Annotated in this window: 16 protein-coding genes and 1 other annotated feature; all 16 genes read left to right on the top strand. The window is 27.9% G+C overall.

Going from position 1 to position 17382, the window contains the following annotated elements:
- Positions 1-648 (top strand): hypothetical protein, encoded by a 648-nt coding sequence (locus Q6H37_RS15350; protein ID WP_318733674.1) that lies wholly within the window; start codon positions 1-3, stop codon positions 646-648.
- Positions 649-668: 20 nt separating this feature from the next.
- Positions 669-1949, top strand: a complete 1281-nt coding sequence (locus Q6H37_RS15345; protein ID WP_318733672.1) for a TRAFAC clade GTPase domain-containing protein — start codon at positions 669-671, stop codon at positions 1947-1949.
- Positions 1946-3055, top strand: coding sequence for a hypothetical protein (locus Q6H37_RS15340; RefSeq protein ID WP_318733670.1), 1110 nt, complete (start codon positions 1946-1948; stop codon positions 3053-3055). The genes Q6H37_RS15345 and Q6H37_RS15340 overlap by 4 nt, the downstream gene beginning before the upstream one ends.
- Positions 3056-3139: 84 nt before the next feature.
- A complete protein-coding gene (locus Q6H37_RS15335; protein WP_318733668.1) occupies positions 3140-3982 on the top strand; it encodes a YARHG domain-containing protein in 843 nt (280 codons plus the stop codon).
- A gap of 489 nt (positions 3983-4471) precedes the next feature.
- Positions 4472-5383 (top strand): chemotaxis protein, encoded by a 912-nt coding sequence (locus tag Q6H37_RS15330; RefSeq protein ID WP_318733666.1) that lies wholly within the window; start codon positions 4472-4474, stop codon positions 5381-5383.
- A 256-nt stretch (positions 5384-5639) separates the two neighbouring features.
- Entirely contained in the window at positions 5640-7322 is a 1683-nt protein-coding gene (locus Q6H37_RS15325; protein ID WP_318733664.1) for a MutS-related protein, read from the top strand.
- Positions 7323-7736: 414 nt separating this feature from the next.
- On the top strand, positions 7737-8213 hold the full coding sequence (locus Q6H37_RS15320) for a PH domain-containing protein (protein ID WP_318733662.1): 477 nt from the start codon (positions 7737-7739) through the stop codon (positions 8211-8213).
- Positions 8203-9654, top strand: coding sequence for a PH domain-containing protein (locus tag Q6H37_RS15315; RefSeq protein ID WP_318733660.1), 1452 nt, complete (start codon positions 8203-8205; stop codon positions 9652-9654). The genes Q6H37_RS15320 and Q6H37_RS15315 overlap by 11 nt, the downstream gene beginning before the upstream one ends.
- Positions 9655-9734: 80 nt before the next feature.
- Entirely contained in the window at positions 9735-10004 is a 270-nt protein-coding gene (locus Q6H37_RS15310) for an iron-sulfur cluster biosynthesis family protein (RefSeq protein WP_318733658.1), read from the top strand.
- A gap of 56 nt (positions 10005-10060) precedes the next feature.
- Positions 10061-10372: a binding site (T-box leader), on the top strand.
- A 62-nt stretch (positions 10373-10434) separates the two neighbouring features.
- A complete protein-coding gene (gene trpE / locus Q6H37_RS15305; protein ID WP_318743035.1) occupies positions 10435-11865 on the top strand; it encodes an anthranilate synthase component I in 1431 nt (476 codons plus the stop codon).
- Positions 11865-12455, top strand: a complete 591-nt coding sequence (locus tag Q6H37_RS15300) for an aminodeoxychorismate/anthranilate synthase component II (protein ID WP_318733656.1) — start codon at positions 11865-11867, stop codon at positions 12453-12455. The genes trpE and Q6H37_RS15300 overlap by 1 nt, the downstream gene beginning before the upstream one ends.
- Positions 12436-13455, top strand: a complete 1020-nt coding sequence (trpD, locus tag Q6H37_RS15295; RefSeq protein ID WP_318733655.1) for an anthranilate phosphoribosyltransferase — start codon at positions 12436-12438, stop codon at positions 13453-13455. Before Q6H37_RS15300 ends, trpD begins: the two co-directional genes overlap by 20 nt.
- Positions 13456-13506: 51 nt before the next feature.
- On the top strand, positions 13507-14289 hold the full coding sequence (trpC, locus tag Q6H37_RS15290) for an indole-3-glycerol phosphate synthase TrpC (RefSeq protein ID WP_318733653.1): 783 nt from the start codon (positions 13507-13509) through the stop codon (positions 14287-14289).
- A gap of 23 nt (positions 14290-14312) precedes the next feature.
- Entirely contained in the window at positions 14313-14978 is a 666-nt protein-coding gene (locus tag Q6H37_RS15285; RefSeq protein WP_318733651.1) for a phosphoribosylanthranilate isomerase, read from the top strand.
- A 30-nt stretch (positions 14979-15008) separates the two neighbouring features.
- Positions 15009-16184, top strand: a complete 1176-nt coding sequence (gene trpB / locus Q6H37_RS15280) for a tryptophan synthase subunit beta (protein WP_318733649.1) — start codon at positions 15009-15011, stop codon at positions 16182-16184.
- A complete protein-coding gene (gene trpA, locus Q6H37_RS15275; protein WP_318733647.1) occupies positions 16184-16969 on the top strand; it encodes a tryptophan synthase subunit alpha in 786 nt (261 codons plus the stop codon). Before trpB ends, trpA begins: the two co-directional genes overlap by 1 nt.
- Positions 16970-17382 lie beyond the last annotated feature (413 nt).

Here is a 17382-nt window from a genome sequence, read left to right as displayed (position 1 = left end):
ATGAAGCTTATAGAATTTACTAATAAAGAGCAACAAATACAAGATTTAAGCTACAATTTGGATAAAAAGAGCCTTACAATAAGATGGAGATGGCCAAAGGACATTGATATAGTTTATATACTAAAAATGGACATTTTTGAAGATTTTCAATTAGATAATATTAATGAAAAAAATGTTAAAATGTATACTAGAGAAGAGTTTAAAGAGTTTAATGGTTATGTAGAAACTATAAGGGAAATAAATCAGTATAGATATTTTATTTTTCCTGCCATTGAACAAGAAAATGAGATAACACTTTTAAAACAAAATGATGGTAAAAATGAAATTTTGGTAACTACGGGTACTCCTAAAATATGCTATGAAATAAAAGAAGTAAGGTCTTTTGGCAGTTTCTTTTCAAAGGAGAAAAAACTGCAAATATGTATATATTCAGAAGTGAATTTAAGTAAAGATGTATTGTGCTATGTGAAAAAGCAAGGTTCCTATCCTTTAAGTAAGGAAGATGGAATATGTTTTGAATTCATTGAAGATATTTATGCTGGTACAAATGTTATGCCAGAAATTACAGTAGGTAAAAATGAATTTTTAAAATTATTTATAAAGAATACAGAGAAATATGGAAATATGTATAATCTTAAGAAACAGTGATTTTAAAGGAGTTGAGACTTATGGGTCTTTTTCAAATTTTTCATGGAAAGAATAAAAAGAAAAATGAATATAAAAAAGCTACTTATGAAAAGGGACCTTTTATGATAAAATGCCCCTTCTGTTTTAAGAAATTTAAAACAGAGCAGGTGGTTTTTAGGGCTTCTCATGCAGAAGAAGGAGACCCTGAATATGAAAAGACAGTAGATGAATTATTAAATGAATACAATAGAAAAACTGGGAAATCACCTTTACCGGAAATAAATTCAGTAATTAAAACTCAGGATATTCCAGAAAAAAGTAAAACAAAAGTGGATGGAGTTCTTATAGAGATTAAAGATAAATATGATATAAGTACCAGTGAAAGGCTTTGTCCTTATTGTCATAATGAGCTTCCTATAACTGCTGGTAGAGGGCCTTCAAAAGTTATTTCCGTAGTTGGAGCTTCTCAGGTAGGTAAATCTGTTTATATGACTGCACTCTTATATGTGCTTGAAAAATATACTTGCGAGAGAATAGATGCATCGCTTATTGCAGGAAGTTCTGAATACAATGATGAAATAAGAGAAAATCAAGAAAAAATCTTTGATAACAATATAATGTTGGATCCAACACCTAAACAGCATGTAGAACCATTAATAGCAAATATGAAATTTAAAAATGATAAGATTCCTCCTCTTACTCTAATTTTTTATGATGTACCAGGAGAAGGAATGACGGATAAAGGTTATATAGAAAAGCATGGAGAGCATATAAAAAATTCAGATGGAATAATATTTCTTGTAGACCCACTTCAAATGAGAGCTTTAAGGAAAAAAATAAGTATTATGAATAAGGAAGTTAAAGGAGACTTTACAGAAAAATATCAAGAACCTAAGGACATAATTGTGTACTTCTTTGAAAACTTTATATCGAAGCAATCTCATGAAAAGACAAGTATACCTACAGCAGTTGTGGTAACTAAAAGTGATATGCTTAAAAATTTAAGAGATGAAGAATACATAAGTGAAAATAGTAATATTTTTAGAAATTATAATCATGAAAAGTTTTTTAATTTAAATGAGTTTGAAAATATAAATGGAGAAGTTATGAAATTTCTAGAAAAAGCTGATGCTCCTTTTAAAGGTGCCATGGATGCTTGCTTTAAAACAACAGGATATTTTGCAGTATCTTCTTTAGGCTGCAATCCTCAAAATTTAAAAATAGATGAAAATGTGGGTATAGAGCATATAAGGGTAGATGAACCTTTTTTGTGGCTGCTTTATGAGATGAACTATTTAGATGGGAGAAGGGATTGGCTATGATTGAGCAGCATTTTTATACTAGGGATAGAAAAGGTATATTTAGCAAAACTCCCGGTTATGATACTGTGGCAAAGAGTGTTAATTTGCAGGATGAATTTATAATAAATACATTACATGACTTATGTTTTTATGAAACACCAGCCAGTCTTGTAGGAGAAGAAGATTTGTCCAAATATCCCAAAGCACTTTTTTGTGTAAATACAGAAGATGGTAGAATGGTGATTGGTGAATCTGCCTTTGCAGGAAGAGATTATACAGGAGAAAGAAATAGATATTTTACTCATAATTATATAATTCCAAAAGAAGAAAAAGATGATTATATAAAGAACCCGGAAAGAATAATATATTCTGAAGGGTTTATTCATAATTATGATATAAATAAAGGACGTGTTATACCAGAAGTCCTGGAAATTAAGCAAAGTAAGCTTTTAAATTATACTTCTTCTATAGAAGAAATGTATAGTAAAGCTTCTATAAATGAGGAAATATTTGCGAATATTATTAAAGCTTCTTTTCATGCAGCACAGTATGGGAAAAAGATTTATGTAGTGCTTGATTGTGAAAATAATTATATTGAATATATTTCCAGGGAAATTTTGAGATATTTGTATAGAGTGCTTCCTTTTGCAGTGAGAAGAAGAATAGGCTTCATAACTTATATGAAGGTACCCAAAAACAAAAGTTTTATAAATATTATTTTTTTATGTAAAGGCAGCATAAAAAGGATTAATACAGAGTTAAAAGCAGGGTATATTTTTGATATTCCAAATAAGGAATTTTATATTGATGGAATAGATTCAGCAAAACATCCATTCATTGATTTTACTCTGAATAATGTGGGAAATGCAGCTGTATTAAATGACTTTTTTAATAAAGTAGATAATCATAAGCTTGAAGAATCGTTAAACTTATGTAAGTATGATGATATATTTGGTGATAATAATAGTAATAGTATTGTTGATAAAAAAACTGATGAAATTGGTAATAAAGATGAAAAAGAACAGTGCAATAATTTTAAAGAAAATGATAAGATGCATGAAAATAAGTTTGTAAAAATCATAAAAATTTTCATAGATAAAATTAAAATTAAGTTCAAAAATGATTAAGTGAATTTTTAAGTTTTATATTAATAAAATCTTTACTAAAGCTATATAATATGTGGATTATGAGAAAGTAAGGTGATTTCTTTAATGAGTAAATGCAGAAAATGTGGATATGAACTAAGTAGTAAGGATAAATTTTGTCCATCTTGTGGTACAAAGCATAAAATAGAAGAAGATAATATAAATAGAAAGATAGAAGATAATATAATAAAAGATACTATAGGAAATGAAGATAATTCAGATGAAAATACTATAGTAGAAAAAGGCGAGTATGTAGAATTCATAGAACATAAAGAAAAAATAAATTACGACGATAATACTACTATAAATATGAAATCTAATACTCATGAATTTGATAAAGTGGAGGATGAATCAGAACCTGGAATTGACAATTTAAAATCTAGAGGTATAAAATTAAAAGCTTTGGCAGCAGCAATAGTACTTGTATTTTTTGTAGGTTTTGGTATTACCTATATGCATTTAAATAAAGGAAAGAATAATAATTCTAGTGTTTCAAATTCTTCAAATAAGCAGACTACCTATAATAATGAAAAAACATCAACAAAGCAGAATACAGAAAAAGATAGTAAGATACAAACAGAAGAAAAAGATGAAAATTCAAATGAATATATACTTCCATATAGCAATAAAAGGCCTATAACTAAAAATGATTTAAAGGGGTTAAGTAAGAAACAACTTCAGTTAGCTAGGAATGAAATATTTGCTAGACATGGATATGTATTTGGAGAACCTTTTAAGAATTATTTTAAATCAAAATCCTGGTACAAAGAAGATAAAAATTTTACTGGTGAAGGAAAGCAGCTTTCAGCGTTAGAAAGACATAATATTAAAGTTATAGCAAAACAAGAAGGTGGTAAAGTAGTACCTGGATATGATTCTGATTATAAAGAAAGTGATTATGCCAATTGATTTTAACATGTAAGGAGTAAAATTAAATGGATACTGAACTAACTATTGAAAGTAAAGCTTTGAAATATGTTAAAAATAAAAACTTATGTTTTGTAATAAAGCTTATAAGTAGATCTGTAGAATGTGAATGAAATGGTACTAGGACTCAGGCTAGGAGTCTAAACGTAAAAATTTACTATGAAGATGAAATTGAAAAAGAAAATTATGATGTTTTTGAATTTGAAGATGTTAAGATATTTGTATCTAAAGAACTTAAAATAAAGGAAAATATATCTATTTATAGGAAATTAAAATTGCCTTTCATGCAGCCAATATTTGGAGTGAAAGGTGTGGATTTGTATTAAGCACAAAATTTTAAATATAGTTATTGCATATATTGTCATTATATGAGATTATATATTTAAACTACTTACTTTAACTTACAATATAGAAAAGCTAAAGTTGTTTTGTAATTTTCAATAATACTAAAACGGAGAGAGGGATAAAATTATGAACACAAATATATTATTAGAAAGTGGTACTGGAGAAGTTGAAATACTAGAATTTGTAGTAAATAATAAGCATTATGCAATTAATGTTATAAAAGTTAAAGAAGTATTAGAAGTAGATAATTTAACCAAATTGCCACAATCACATCCTGCAATAGGCGGACTTATATTATGTAGAGATGAAATAATAACATTAATAAATTTAAAATACATATTAGAAAAACAAAGTGAAATAGAAGAAAAATCTAAAGTTATAATATCTGAATTTAATAAAGTTAAAGTAGGCTTTAACATAGATGATATTTTAGGAGTCCATCGTATTAGATGGGAACAAATAATGAAACCAGATGATATATCTGCAAATTCCTTAGTAATAGGAAATATTGTTTTAGATAATAAGATAATATTATTGCTTGATTTTGAAAAAATAGTTACAGATATCAATCCAAGCACAGGTATAAGTGAAGATAAAATTGTAAAAGTGGATTATAAAGATAGATCAAATGTTAAAATAGTCTTAGCAGATGATTCAGCTTTAATAAGAAAATTATTGAAGGATACGCTTACTAAGGCTGGATTTAAGAATTTATTAATGTTTGATGATGGTAAACAAGCTTTAGACTATTTAACAAACTTAGTAGAAGAAAAGAAAGATAAATTTGTAGATGATGTTCAAATGTTGATTACAGACATTGAAATGCCACAGATGGATGGACATACTCTTACAAGAAAAATTAAAGAACATCCTCTTTTGAAAAAATTGCCGGTTGTAATATTCTCATCATTAATAACAGGTGATTTGAAGCATAAAGGAATTTCTGTAGGTGCTGATGCTCAGTTGAGTAAACCAGAAGTAGGGGAATTAGTAAATGTTATAGATGATTTTACAGAACGTATAAAAGCAAATAAGTAAAAATTTAATTATTATGGAATGGTATAACTAACAATCATAGGGGATTATGAATATGCAAAAATTATTTTTAAGCATAGCTATGAAAAAAACCAGATGATTGTTAGTTTAATTTTTGGACATATTATAATATATCCATTTAATATCCTCATAAGTAAGAAGTATCTTACCCATGAGGATATTTTTAAGGCGTCTGAAATAAAATAGACTAGCAGGTGGACTTATTATTTTTGAAGATGCCTAAGAAGGAGGAGAAATAATGGCAACAATTATAGGATATATCTTAGTAGTTTTAGTTATAGGAACTATAATTACTTTAGGATCAAATTTTAAAGAAAACAAGGAAATTAAACATAGAATAGAAAATGAATGGGGAAAGGATGTAGAAAGAAAATATAGTGAAGATGATTTTAAAACTGTTTCTGAATATTTTAATAATAAAAAAGAAGATGAAAAAGATAAGTTTTTTATAGATGAAATTACATGGAATGACTTGAATATGGACAGCATATTTAAAAAAATAAATTCTACCGAAAGTAGTCCTGGCGAACAATATTTATATAATATGTTGAGAGAACCTTTATATGATGAGAAAGAACTCAAATTGAGAGATAGATTAATTAAGTTTTTTCAAAGTAATGAAAAGGAAAGAAAGAACATACAATATTTGCTTGCTAAATTAGGTAAAAAGAGAAGTTGTTTTATATCAGATTACTTTTACAACAAAGATAAAAAAAGAAATTCATCTTTAGTTTATTATAGAATTCTAGCTGCCGTGCCTATTATATCATTAGCTATTACATTTATAAATCCTCGCATTGGTTTTTTCATAATGTTTGCAGCTGTAGCTATAAACATGTTTACATACTATAGTGAAGAAAAGAAGATTAAGTATAAATTAGAAGCTTTTAAGTATATAGTGAAAATAGTTAAGTATGCACAATTGATTTCAAAAGAAGAGGTAGAAGAATTAAAGGATTATAATGAAGAGTTAAAGGAAGCTATTAAATCAATGAAGTCTATTAAAAAGGCATCATTTAATTCAAGTAATAGTGCTACAGATATGGGATTAGTAATGGAATATGTAAGCATAATATTTCTTACAGATTTAATCAATTATGAAAAAGTATCCAATATGCTTGTAGAAAAAAGTAGAGAATTTAAAATTATATTTGAAGCTATAGGTACTATAGATAGTTGTATATCCATTGCATCTTACAGGGAGAGAATTGGACAATATGTTACTCCTGAGTTAATTAATTGTAGTAAAAAGACAGAACAAATTAATATTTTTAAAGATATCAATCATCCGCTTATAAAGGATGCAGTAGTTAATTCCATAGAAATGCCAGATTCTATTTTGATTACAGGATCCAACGCTTCAGGAAAATCAACTTTTTTGAAGACTTTAGCTATAAATATTATTTTTGCGCAAACTATATATACCTGTCTTGCTAAGGAATTTAAATGCTGTTATTTTAAAATATATACTTCTATGGCGTTGAAGGATAACATATTTAATAATGAGAGTTATTATATTGCAGAAACTAAGTCGTTAAAGAGAATTATTGATAGTTTAAATGAAGATATACCAACTATATGTTTTGTAGATGAAATTTTAAGGGGAACCAATACTGTAGAAAGAATATCAGCTTCTTCACAAGTTTTAAAATATTTAACTTTAAATAATTGTGTATGTGTTGCTGCAACCCATGATGTAGAACTTACTCATATACTTGAAAGATATTTTTCAAATTATCATTTTCAAGAAAATATTGCAGATAATCAAATAACTTTTGATTATAAAATACATGAAGGAAGATCAACTACCCAAAATGCTATAAAGCTTTTAGGAATTTTAGGGTATACCGATGATATTGTTGAAAAAGCACAACAAAAAGCAAATACATTTTTAAAAGATGGTGTTTGGGAAGCAGAATAAATTTCTGCTTTTTTTAATGGAAATTTAAAATTTTTTATTTTTGAATTATAAATACTCTGGAAAGTTTAAATAAGTTTATATGATTTTTGCTTAAAATATCCACTTTAAATATTTAAGGATATTTTAAGTTTTGTTTAATGTTTAAGAAATAATAGTTATATAAAATTTAAACATAACAAACAGGAATCATAATATGAAATTTAATAAAATTGGATAAAGTGAGGACAAAAAAATTCTTCTAATATTTTTAAACTATAAAGAGTTTATTAAGTTTATTTAAAGCACTATAAAGTAATATATAATAAAAAATAAATGAGGAGTATCAAAAATACTCAAATGAATATGCTTCTAGATACTATATTACATGATGATATTTAGTGCATAAATTATATTTATTAATTCAAGGAGGAAAGCATGGAACAAGAACACAAAATTTCAAAGGATGCTGTTAAGGTTTTTAGAATTAAAGAATTTATTGGGGTAGTTATAATATTTTTAGTATTTGTAGCATTTTTTAAATTTGTACCTCATTTTAAATTTAAGAACATTGTATCAGGTATTTTTATTATAATTATAGTATTGAATTTTGTAAGTGCACTAATTTTTCCAAAGATAGAGTATAAAAATTGGTCATATTACATGGAAAAGGACAAGGTAATACTTAGATATGGAGTACTCATAATAAAGACTGTAGTAATTCCTATAAAAAGAATACAGTATGTGGATACATCTACAGGACCAATACTTTCACATTTTGAACTTACAAATTTAGCTATATACACTGCAGGAGGTAGGTATGAGATTCCAGCTTTAGTAGATGATATAGCAAAAGAACTTCAAAATGCTATAACTAGTTCTGTAGTAAGGAGTTTAGATGAAGATGAAATATAAGAAACAACATCCATATTTTTTTATAAGTAAAATAATTAATAATTTAAAGGAATATATAATTTCATTTTTAATTGTAATAGGTGCTGTAATTACTAAAGGAAAGAATGCTAAAATCTTATTTTTAATAATTGCTTTAATTGTACTAGCTATTGTAGTAACGACTATAGTAAGTTGGAAAAAGAATATATATGGTTTTGATGAGACTGGTATGCATGTTAAAGAAGGTCTAATAAGTAGAAAATCTAGATTTATACCTAAAGATAAAATACATACTATGGATATAGATTCTAAATTTGTTCAAAGGTTATTTGGAGTAGTTACACTTAAAATTGATACTGCAGGTGGTGGAAAAGAAACTGAGGTTAACTTAATTTTAAGTAAGGAAGAAGCAGAAAATATTAGGGAAGTTTTATTAAGCAGCAATAATATTGAGAAAAATGAAGAAGAAAAGGTTATAACAGGGCAGCAACAAGAAGAAATTTTTCATGATGATATAAAGTATAAGGCTTCAGTCATGGATTTGATTATTACTGCTATAACATCAAAATATATAATGGGGGGCATATTATTTATTTTTGTATTATATGACAAAATAAATAATATGATTCCAAAGAGCTTTAAGAATAAGCTTGATAGTTTTGAAAATAAAAGTGCTGAAAGTATAATGGCTTATAAATCAATTCAGTTAATAGCAGCACTTATAATAATAGCACTTGTAATAACATTTATAGTATCTATTATTACTACAGTTATAACATATTATGATTTTACTATAAAAAGAAACAGCAATAAAATAAATATAACTTATGGATTATTTGATAAAAAGTCAATTATAATTCCTGTTTATAGAATACAAAGCATATCCATTGTAGAAGGAATACTAAAGAAGCCTTTTAATGCTGTGTCTATTAACATTGAAAGTATAGGGTATGGTAAGGAAAAGGGTGAATCTACTATTTTATGTCCACTTCTTAAGAAAAGTCAAATAGATAAGTTTTTTAAAGAAGTTTTAACTGAAATAGAACCAAAATTTGAATTTTCTCATTCATCCAATAAATCTATTATGGGTTATTTAATTAGAGCTAGTATATTCCCATTAATAATAACACTTTTTATTACTTATAAGTTTAAATATGGTTTTTTTAGTTTGTTAATTTTACCTTTTTTCTTTCTATTAGGTTATTATAGACAAAAAAATGCAGGAATATGTATAAAAGAAAATGAATTAATTATGCAATTTAGGGTACTAGCAAAACACATAGTAATAATACAAAAGAAAAACGTTCAAAGTTCAATGAAGTCACAGAATATTTTTCAAAGAAGAAGTAATTTAGTTAACATAAAAGCGGCAGTTCAAGGGGAAATTGCTCAAAAGGAGTATGTTGTAAAAGGCATGAATAATTCTGAGTTTATAAAATTACAAAATTGGTTGCTAGAATAAAATGAGTAAAAGTATTGATATAAATACAATATAGTAATATAATTTAATAAAATATTATAGGTAAAGGGAAAGGAAAAAGTATGAAAGTAACTATTGATGAAAAAACAGTTGAAGTTATAAAAAATATGTTAAAAGAACAGAATAAGACTGCAGTAAGAATTGCTAAAACAGGCGCTGCTTGTGGTGGAATACAAAAGGAAATAGTTATGGATGAAGAAAAAGAAAATGATGATGTAGTGGTAGATCATGACATTAAAATTGTAGCAGACAAAAGTATTTCTTTCTTTTTTACAAGTGCATTAATAACACATAAAGAAGGCATTAATGGAATAAGGTTTAAAATAGTATAAAATTTAGTATTGACAATATGAATAAAACGGTATAATATATAAAACAAGTTAATTGTTTAAAACCGATGAGAAGAAAGAGTAGGTATAAGAAGTTTAGTTTAAGCGAGTTTGGAATGGTGAGAGCCAAATACTGTAGTCTATATTGAATGGGTCTTCAAGGTGTAATGCGAAATGGTAGTAGCAGTAGCCGGTAGTCTACCGTTAAAAGGACAGGGTATCGAGTAAAATCTGTACCTGTATGAGATAGTTTTGTATTTAGGTGGCATAACGAAATTTAGCATTTCGTCCTTTATGGATGAAATGTTTTTTTATTTTTCACTATAAATATAAGCTAATTTGGGTGGCACCACGGTCATTTCGTCCCATTTTTAGGATGAAATGGCCTTTTTTGTATTGAAATTATAATTAAAATCAAGAGAGGTGGTATAAAATAATGAATTTATCAGAAAAAGAATTTTATCATTATAAGAATTTGAAAAAAACTTTTCCTCTATTTATGAAAGTAAATGGAGATGAGATTACCCCCATAGGAATTTATTATAACTTAAATGGAAGAAATAAATTTTTGCTTGAAAGCATATATTCTGAAAATGAAATAGGAAGATATTCTTTTTCAGGAATGGATCCTTATATGAAGGTGAAGAGTTATGGAAAAAGCATAGTTGTAGAAGATGAAAGTGGATTAAAAAATGTAAAAGGCAATGTATTAGAGTATATAAAAAAATATTTAAATGAGAGCTATGAATCACTAGGACTTGATATACCATTTACAGGAGGAGCCATAGGATATGTTGGATATGACGTAATAAGACAGTATGAGAGACTACCAAATGAAAATGAAGATACCATAAAAACTCCAGAAACTTATATTATGTTTTACAAAGCTTTCATTTGCTATGATCATTTTAAACATGAAATTTATTTAATTTATAATGTTACTGCAGATGAAGAAAAGGATTATAAAGATATAGTAAGTTATTTAAAAAGGCTAAAAGATATTATAGTTAGGGGTAATACAATACATGAATTAAAGGAGGCAAATAATGAGAAAGATGTAATTTCCAATGTAACAAAAGAAAAATATTGTACTATGGTTGAAAAGGCAAAGGAATATATAAAAGCAGGAGATATATTTCAAGTTGTATTGTCACAAAGACTTAAAATAAAAAGCACATCAAAACCCTTTGATGTATATAGAAGATTGAGAACTAAAAATCCTTCACCTTACCTATTTTATATAGATTTTGAAGATTTTAAAATAGCAGGTTCATCACCAGAAAGTTTAGTTGCAGTAAAGACAGGAAGAGTAATTACCAACCCTATAGCAGGAACGAGAATCAGAGGAAAAAATGCAAAGGAAGATTTAAAATTAAAAGATGAACTCTTAAAGGATGAAAAAGAAAAAGCAGAACATTTGATGCTAGTGGATTTAGGAAGAAATGATATAGGAAAAATAAGCAAGTTTGGCAGCGTAAAATTAGATAAATTTATGGATGTAGATTTTTATTCCCATGTTATGCATATAGTTTCAAAGGTTTCAGGAAATATAAGAGATGATTTGCATTATTTAGATGCCTTAACTTCCTGTTTACCTGTAGGTACAGTATCTGGAGCACCAAAAATAAGGGCTATGGAGATAATTGATGAATTAGAAAATACAAAACGAGGAATTTATTCAGGTGCAGTTGGATATTTTTCACTTAATGGAAATATGGATACCTGTATTGCAATAAGGACCATATTGTTCAAGGATAGTTATGCATATGTTCAAGCTGGTGCAGGTATTGTTTACGACTCTATACCTGAAAAGGAATATGAAGAAACATTAAATAAGGCTATGGCTATGATAGAGGTGATATAGTGATACTTTTAATAGATAATTACGATTCGTTTACATATAATCTTTACCAATATATTGGTGAAATATATGAAAACATAAAAGTTGTTAGGAATGATGAAATATGTTTGGAGGATATAGAAAGCTTAAATCCACAGGGAATTATATTGTCACCAGGACCTGGAATTCCAGAAAACGCTGGAATATGTATAGAGACAATAAAAAGATTTGGTGAACGAATTCCTATTTTAGGTATATGCCTTGGGCATCAAGCTATAGGATGTGCTTATGGAGGAAAAGTAGTAAGAGCTAATAACATAATGCACGGAAAGACTTCTAAAATAAGCATAAAGCAAAATAAGTTGTTTGAAGATTTGGAAAGCTCTATAACAGTTATGAGATATCATTCTCTCGTAATAGAAAAAAATACATTTCCAGTAGAACTTGTTATAACAGGTGAAAGTTTAGATGATGGTGAAATAATGGCAATTAAACACAAGAAATACGAAGTTTATGGACTTCAATTTCATCCAGAATCAATTCTTACTGAAAATGGTAAAGTAATGATAAAAAATTTTGTAAAGGAGATTTGTAATGTTACAGGAAATAATTAAAAAGATTATAGCTCAGGAAAATTTAAAGGAAAAAGAAGCTTATGATGCTATGAATGAAATTATGTCAGGTAAGGGAACTAATTCTCAAATAGGAGCTTTTCTTGCAGGTCTTAGAATGAAAGGTGAAACTACAGAAGAAATAACTGGATTTGCAAAAGCAATGAGAGATAATGCAATTACTTTAAAACTCGAGTCAAACTATGTTATTGATACTTGCGGAACTGGAGGAGATGGAGGAAAGACCTTTAATATATCAACAGCAGTGGCATTAGTTGCTGCAGCAGCTGGAGTAAAGGTAGCCAAACATGGAAATAGAGCAGTGTCAAGTAAAAGTGGCAGTGCAGATGTACTTGAAAAATTGGGCTTTAACATAAGTTTAGAGCCTGAAGCAGCAAAAAACTGTATTAATGAAAAAGGAATGACATTCTTATTTGCTCAAAAGTATCATAATGCTATGAAGAATGTGGCTGCTCCAAGAAAAGAATTAGGTATAAGAACAATATTTAATTTATTAGGGCCGCTTACAAATCCTGCTTTTGTTAAAGGACAAGTTTTAGGAGTATATGATAAAAGCTTAACCCATACTATGGCAAAGGTACTTTTTAATTTAGGTTGTGAAAGGGCTATGGTAGTTTGTGGAGAAGATGGACTTGATGAAATAACTACTACATCACTAACTTATGTAAGTGAATTGAAAAATGGAGAAATATCAGATTATACAATAAATCCAGAAGATTTTGAAATAAGTCTAAGCAGCAGTAATAATATTTCAGGAGGCAGTTCCGAAGAAAATGCAGTAACAATACTTCAAATTTTACAAGGAAAGAAAGGTGCTAAAAGAGATATTGTAATACTTAATAGTGGAGCAGCTTTGTATGTTGGGAAAGTGTGTGAAAATATGAAGGAAGGAGTAAAAATGGCAGAAGAACTTATAGACTCAGGAGAAGTTTACAAGAAGATGAATGAATTAAAAAATTACAGTAATAAATTTTTGGGTTGACAATGAATATATATAAAATTAATTAAGTATCTGGAAAGGATTGATACAACAATGATACTGGATGAAATAGTAGCATATAAAAGTAAACAGATAGAATTAGAAAAAGAAATTATGCCCTTAAATAAAGTTATGGAAGGATGCAGTGATGTAGTTATACGAGATTTTAAAAAAGCAATTAGCAATGAAGATATATCAATTATTGCAGAAATAAAGAAAGCATCTCCTTCAAAGGGAGTTATTTTAGAAAATTTTAATCATATTGAAATAGCTAAAATATATGAAAACATAAGTATAGATGCAGTGTCAGTGCTTACTGAAAAGAATTTTTTTAAAGGAGATGATAGTTACATAAATGATGTTAAAAAAGTAAATTTAAAACCTATTTTAAGAAAGGATTTTATAATTGATGATTATCAAATATATCAATCAAAAGCTATAGGTGCAGATGCTATCTTGCTTATAGTTTCTATATTAAAGCATAAATTAAAAGAATGCTATGATTTAGCAAGGAGCCTTGGACTTCAATGTTTAGTGGAAGTGCATAATGAACAAGAACTTAAAATAGCTGTAGAAAGTGGTTGTTCAATTATAGGCATAAATAATAGAAATTTAAAAGACTTTACAGAGGATTTAAAAAATACAGAAAAACTTATAAAGAATGTTCCTTCTGAAATTTTAGTAGTATCTGAAAGTGCTATAAAGACTTCAGAGGATATAAGATATTTAAAAGGATTAGGTGTAAATGCAGTACTTATAGGAGAAACCTTTATGAGGAATATTGGAAATGTAAACAAGTTAAGTGAGTTTATTGAGCAGTCAAAAAAATTACTTTAGTGTATTTAGAAAAGGAGTATCATATGACTTCAGTAAAAGTGTGTGGAATAAGACGAATTGAAGATGTAGAATTTTTAAATGAATTAAAGCCTGAATATGCAGGACTTGTATTTTGCAAAAGTAAGCGGCAAATTAATCTAGAACTCGGAGCACAGCTTATAGAAAAATTAGATAAAAATATAAAAAGAGTTGGGGTTTTTCAAAATAATCCTTTGGAAGAAGTAAGAAATACAGCAGAAGTTTTAAAATTAGATGTGATACAGTTACATGGCATGGAAGATGAGAATTATATAAAGAAACTATTTCCATTTAAAATATGGAAAAGCATAAGTATTGATGTATCTCATAATCTAAAAGATGATGTTAAGATTAAGTTTTATGAAAATAAAATAAATAAAATATGCAGATATGATGTTGAAGCAGTAATTATAGACAGTGGTGTGAAGGGAAGTTCTGGTGGTACAGGAATGAGCTTTAATTGGGAGATACTCAATAATCTAAATATAAATAAGAAAGTAGTTTTAGCAGGTGGATTGAATTTTTATAATATTACTCAGGCTATAAAAATTGTAAAACCTTATGCAGTAGATGTATCAAGTGGTGTAGAGGAAAATGGAATAAAAAACTTTGAAAAAATAAAACAATTCATAGATAAAGTTAGAAAACATGGTATAGGAAAAGAAATTTAATATAAACATAAATGAAAGTGAGGAATTTTTATGAATGGAAGATTTGGAAAATTTGGAGGACAATATGTACCAGAAACTATAATGAATGCTCTTATAGAGTTGGAAAGAGAATTTAATGAAGCGGTACAAGATAAAGAATTTATGAATGAATATAAGTATTATCTTAAAGATTATGTAGGAAGGGAAAATCCATTGTATTTTGCAAAGAACTTAACTAAGGAGTTAGGAGGAGCTAAGATATATCTTAAAAGGGAAGATTTAAATCATACAGGAGCACATAAAATAAATAATGCTTTAGGACAAGTTTTACTTGCTAAAAGAATGGGTAAGAAGAGAGTTATAGCTGAAACAGGTGCTGGTCAACATGGTGTGGCTACAGCTACAGCAGCGGCTATGTTTGGTATGGAATGTGAAATATTTATGGGAAAAGAGGATATTGAAAGGCAAGCTCTTAATGTATTTAAAATGAAGATATTAGGTTCTAAAGTAAGTTCAGTAACCACAGGTACAGGTACTCTTAAGGATGCAGTAAATGAAGCTATGAGAGATTGGGTATCAAATATAGATAATACATTTTATGTAATTGGTTCTGTAATGGGACCACATCCATATCCAACTATGGTTAGAGATTTTCAAAGGGTAATTGGGGATGAAGCTAGAAAACAAATATTAGAGAAAGAAGGCAAGTTACCTGATTATGTGGTTGCTTGTGTTGGTGGTGGAAGTAATTCTATGGGAATTTTTTATCCCTTTGTATGCGATACTTCTGTAAAATTAGTAGGAGTAGAAGCCGCTGGTAGAGGTTTGGATACAGATGAACATGCAGCTACTATATCAAAAGGTTCTATAGGAGTGATACATGGCATGATGACTTATGTATTACAGGATGAAGATGGACAAATACTTCCAGCCTACTCAATATCTGCAGGGCTTGATTATCCAGGGGTAGGTCCAGAACATGCATATTACTATGATAGTAAAAGAGCAAGTTATGAAGCTGTGACGGATAAAGAAGCACTAGAAGCTTTTAATTATTTATCGCATATTGAAGGAATAATACCAGCTCTTGAAAGTTCTCATGCAATAGCTTATGTAATGAAATTAGCACCTAAGCTCAATAAGGATAATATCATTATTGTTAATTTATCTGGAAGAGGAGACAAGGATATAAACACTATAGCAAATGTAATGGGGGTAGAATTGTAATGAATAGAATAGATTTAAAATTTAATGAATTAAGAAAAAATGGAGAAAAGGCATTAATACCATTTATAACAGCTGGAGATCCTGATTTAGATACTACTATAGATATTGTACTTGCTATGGAAGAAGCTGGAGCAGATATAATAGAACTTGGAATACCTTATTCAGATCCTTTGGCTGATGGAGTTACAATACAAGCGTCTTCAAATAGAGCACTTAAAAATGGAGCTAAAATAGTAAAGATAATGGATACAGTAAAAAGAATAAGAAAAAAAACACAAATTCCTCTAGTATATCTTGTTTATTACAATTCAATATTTAAATATGGTATGGAGAAATTTATGAAAGAATCTAATGAGAGCGGCATAGATGGTATTATAATACCTGACCTCCCTATAGAGGAAAGAAAGGATATTATAACTATAGGAGAAAAATATGACGTGGATATTATTCCTCTTGTAGCACCTACGTCTAAAGAAAGGATAAAAAATATTGTTAAAGATGCCAGAGGTTTTGTATATTGTGTTTCTGTAAATGGAGTTACAGGTGTAAGAAATGATATAAGTACAAACGTGAAAGAGTACATGAATACAATTTCAGAATATACAAATCTTCCTAAAGCATTGGGTTTTGGAATATCATCATCAGAAATGGCTGCAGGATTTAAACCATATTGTGAAGGAATAATTGTAGGAAGTGCAGTAATTAAAAAAATAGAAAATGGAAAAAATAAAGAAGACATAATAAGCCATGTAAGAAAGTTTGTTGAAGAATTGAAGATGGCTTAATATATTAGTGATATCTTAAAATTAGCAATGAGCTGCAGTTGAAATCAATTGCAGCTCTATTTTGCTTTAGTATAGTCGTTATTTTATATACAAACAAATTAAAAAATAACAATAAATATCAAGAAAATATAGAATCTTTGTTAAACATGTTTTTACGAATATGTAAAATGAAATTATTCAAGAATACAGAAAAATGAATAAAATACACGAATAATAGTCATTATTACTATTACAAAAAATGCATAAAAGTGATAAATATTACCTATAGTGGACATTACAATTGTTAAAAAAATAACGATAAAAAAGTAAAAAATAGACGTAATTTGTAGAAAAATATACAAAAACAATGTTTTTTTCAAAAAAATAAAAAAATATTTGACAAATAATAAACTATAATGCATAATAATAAACAG

The sequence above is a fragment of the Clostridium sp. JS66 genome (genome assembly GCF_033561535.1).
Classification (GTDB): Bacteria; Bacillota; Clostridia; order Clostridiales; family Clostridiaceae; genus Clostridium_AM; species Clostridium_AM carboxidivorans.
The sequence above is the reverse complement of the archived record's forward strand: the minus strand, read 5'-3'. Positions and strand labels throughout refer to the sequence as shown.

Bases quoted from the DNA above. Each gene is read 5' to 3' on its own strand.
- Q6H37_RS15315 (WP_318733660.1), top strand. From the start codon at position 8,203: ATGAAATATAAGAAACAACATCCATATTTTTTTATAAGTAAAATAATT.
- Q6H37_RS15340 (WP_318733670.1), top strand. From the start codon at position 1,946: ATGATTGAGCAGCATTTTTATACTAGGGATAGAAAAGGTATATTTAGC.
- Q6H37_RS15310 (WP_318733658.1), top strand. From the start codon at position 9,735: ATGAAAGTAACTATTGATGAAAAAACAGTTGAAGTTATAAAAAATATG.
- Q6H37_RS15345 (WP_318733672.1), top strand. From the start codon at position 669: ATGGGTCTTTTTCAAATTTTTCATGGAAAGAATAAAAAGAAAAATGAA.
- Q6H37_RS15350 (WP_318733674.1), top strand. From the start codon at position 1: ATGAAGCTTATAGAATTTACTAATAAAGAGCAACAAATACAAGATTTA.
- trpD (WP_318733655.1), top strand. From the start codon at position 12,436: ATGTTACAGGAAATAATTAAAAAGATTATAGCTCAGGAAAATTTAAAG.
- Q6H37_RS15320 (WP_318733662.1), top strand. From the start codon at position 7,737: ATGGAACAAGAACACAAAATTTCAAAGGATGCTGTTAAGGTTTTTAGA.
- trpB (WP_318733649.1), top strand. From the start codon at position 15,009: ATGAATGGAAGATTTGGAAAATTTGGAGGACAATATGTACCAGAAACT.
- Q6H37_RS15285 (WP_318733651.1), top strand. From the start codon at position 14,313: ATGACTTCAGTAAAAGTGTGTGGAATAAGACGAATTGAAGATGTAGAA.
- Q6H37_RS15325 (WP_318733664.1), top strand. From the start codon at position 5,640: ATGGCAACAATTATAGGATATATCTTAGTAGTTTTAGTTATAGGAACT.
- trpC (WP_318733653.1), top strand. From the start codon at position 13,507: ATGATACTGGATGAAATAGTAGCATATAAAAGTAAACAGATAGAATTA.
- Q6H37_RS15335 (WP_318733668.1), top strand. From the start codon at position 3,140: ATGAGTAAATGCAGAAAATGTGGATATGAACTAAGTAGTAAGGATAAA.
- Q6H37_RS15330 (WP_318733666.1), top strand. From the start codon at position 4,472: ATGAACACAAATATATTATTAGAAAGTGGTACTGGAGAAGTTGAAATA.
- trpA (WP_318733647.1), top strand. From the start codon at position 16,184: ATGAATAGAATAGATTTAAAATTTAATGAATTAAGAAAAAATGGAGAA.